Source organism: Arsukibacterium sp., assembly GCF_041616895.1.
Lineage (GTDB): Bacteria > Pseudomonadota > Gammaproteobacteria > Enterobacterales > Alteromonadaceae > Alishewanella.
Genome location: NZ_JBFJPY010000179.1, coordinates 1 through 2,848, shown reverse-complemented (window position 1 = coordinate 2,848; position 2,848 = coordinate 1). Strand labels below are relative to the sequence as shown.

General features: G+C 49.0%; 2 protein-coding genes. Both read left to right on the top strand.

The features are described 5' to 3' along the window. On the top strand, positions 1 to 652 hold a 652-nt coding region (locus tag ABY802_RS16450; RefSeq protein WP_372628201.1), incomplete at its 5' end, for a PD-(D/E)XK nuclease family protein. Continuing rightward, positions 642 to 2,636, top strand: coding sequence for an exodeoxyribonuclease V subunit alpha (gene recD, locus ABY802_RS16445; RefSeq protein WP_372628200.1), 1,995 nt, complete (start codon positions 642 to 644; stop codon positions 2,634 to 2,636). The genes ABY802_RS16450 and recD, both read left to right, overlap by 11 nt. Positions 2,637 to 2,848 lie beyond the last annotated feature (212 nt).

Here is a 2,848-nt window from a genome sequence, read left to right as displayed (position 1 = left end):
GCATCCTGAGTTGTTAGCGGCAGAATTAGCGAGACGTTGTCAGCTGCGGGGCTGGCAAGCACATTGTGATGGGTTGCACCAGTGGTTAGTGCAGTTATTGCATAGTCGCTTTAGTCTGTCAGAACCGGTAAATGACACAGCGCAAAGTCTGGCACAGCTTGAGGTGTATCAGGTTGAACTGGAGTTTTGGTTGCCGTGCCGGCACATTGACATTCAGCAGCTGGATCAATTACTGCAGCGACATATCTGGCCTGGTGAAGCCCGGCCTGCGTTGTTGGCGGGGCAGCTTAACGGTATGTTAAAGGGGTTTATTGATTTGGTATTTTGCCAGCAACAACGTTATGTGGTGTGCGATTACAAGTCTAACCGGGCAGGGCAGTGTGTAAGTGACTATAACGCACAGGCATTGCGACAGATCATGTTGCAAAAGCGCTATGATTTGCAAGCAGTACTGTATTGTCTGGCATTGCACAGGCTGCTGCGCAGTCGTCTTGCTGACTACGATTATGAACGGGATACCGCTGGGGCAATGCACTGGTTTATCCGGGGCATAGCAACGCCAGAACATGGCATGGTGTGGTTAAAACCCTCCCTTGAGCTAATCAATACTCTTGATCAGTTGTTTCGCGGAGAGATACTAAATGCAAGCTGATGAAATGCTGGAGCACTGGCAAAACCAGGGCTGGCTGCGGCCGCTTGATCTGGCATTTGCCCGCTTTATTGCCAGATATGAACCTACACAGCCGTTGGTGTGGTTGGCAGCAGCGCTATGCAGCTATCAGATAAAACAGGGCCATGTTTGTCTTGATCTGGCAAAATTAGCTGCAAATCCGTTAGCAACACTCGGGCTGAGTACAGAACTGTCGCTCAGCCAGCAACAGGCATTACATCAGCAATTTGCGTCAGTTAGCCCGGCGCAGTGGCAGGCCGTTTTAACTCAGTCTGCAGTAGTAGATAATGGGGCAGGCAGTAATCCAATGGTGCTGGTGGCTCAGCGCTTATATCTGCGTCGCTATTGGCAGTATGAATTCGACATTGCCAGTGAAATTAAGCAACGTTTAGCTCAAACTGAAACAATAGCTGAACTACTGCCAGCTGGAGCATTGCGCCCGTTAATTGAGCAATTGTTTCAGGGGGGCTCCCCGTCATCACCGCAAGTAAAACCAGACTGGCAGCAATTGGCTTGCGCTGTCGCCTGTCGTAGTGCTTTTACCGTGATTACCGGAGGTCCGGGTACCGGAAAAACCACTACAGTAGTGCGGTTGCTGGCATTATTGCAGTTGTTGCAACTTCGCCAGAGCGCACCTTTACTGGAGATCCGGCTGGCGGCGCCTACCGGCAAAGCGGCTGCCCGCTTAAAAGAAAGTATCAGTGGTGCGGTCGATAGGCTCGCGTTGCTTGATATCCCCGGCTATCAGCAGATCCAGCAGGCGGTTCCGACTAATGTCAGTACTATCCATCGGTTACTGGGTGTAAAAGCCGGGAGTAAAAGCTTGCGGTATAACCGCTATCAGCCGTTGCCTCTGGATGTACTGGTACTTGATGAAGCATCGATGGTTGATGTTGAAATGATGGCCGCCCTGCTTCAGGCTTTACCATCAGCAGCCCGGATTATTTTATTAGGTGATAAAGATCAGCTGTCTTCGGTTGAGGCGGGGGCACTGCTTGCTGAACTGTGCAAACAAGCCAGTGCTGGCGATTATCAGCCTGCTACTGCAACCTGGTTAGCCGAACAAACCGGCCAGTCTGTTCCTGATAAACTCATAAATCCTGATGGCAGTATCTTATCCCAACATATTGTCATGTTGCGCCATAGCCACCGTTTTGGTCAGGACAGCGGTATAGGTCAGTTGGCAGCAATGGTTAATCAGGGACAATTTGACCCTGTTATCTGGCAGCAACATCCATCAGAGTTATTGTTGCTGCAGGCTGCAAGTAGCTCTGAGATGTCTTTTCAGCAGTTAATATTAAATGGTAACAATTTGAGTGAGTCCTTTGGTTATCAGCATTATTTATCGGTTGTCGCAGCTCTGGATAACGTGTTGGAACCGGAGCAACAAGATAACGGGGCTAAAAAAGTACTTAATGCTTACAGTTGCTTTCAGGTATTGGCGGCAACCCGCAAAGGTGATTGGGGGGTCGAACAACTAAACCTGAAAATTCAAAATATTTTGGTTAAAGCAGGGCTCATTGACGCAGCGCATCAGTGGTTTGCCGGCCGACCGGTAATGGTTACCCGCAACGACTATCAGTTAGGGTTGATGAATGGCGATATTGGGATTTGTTTACCTAAACTGTTACGTCAGCCAGACGGTAGTATTTTATCCAGCCTCAGGGTCGCATTTGCAGTTGCCGAGGGCATTAAATGGGTTATTCCGGCGCGGTTGAATGCTGTAGAAACAGTGTTCGCTATGACGGTACATAAATCACAAGGTTCTGAATTTCGTCACACTGTGCTGGCAATTGCAGAGCATGATACCGGGATGCTAAACCGGGAATTACTGTATACCGCGATTACCCGGGCTTCAGCACGCTTTAGTCTGGTGTGCGCAGAGCCACATTATTTAGCAGCCGCAGTGCAACGGCAAACCATGCGGTCCGGCGGCTTATCTTTAACATTATCCAGCCAGCGTTAACTAGTGTTGTTTGTTTTTTAGGCAAACGATTTATTATTTCAAAATAGCGCTTGCAGAGTATTTTAAACTCCCTATAATGCGCATCCACAGACGGGGCAGCGGCAACGCAGCAAACGACTGAGAAAGACTTCTGAGAATGGCGAAAGCGGTTCTCGCTTTACACAAGATGTGAAGCACGCTCTTTAACAATTAGCAATCAATTATCTGTGTGG

Bases quoted from the DNA above. Each gene is read 5' to 3' on its own strand.
- recD (WP_372628200.1), top strand. From the start codon at position 642: ATGCAAGCTGATGAAATGCTGGAGCACTGGCAAAACCAGGGCTGGCTG.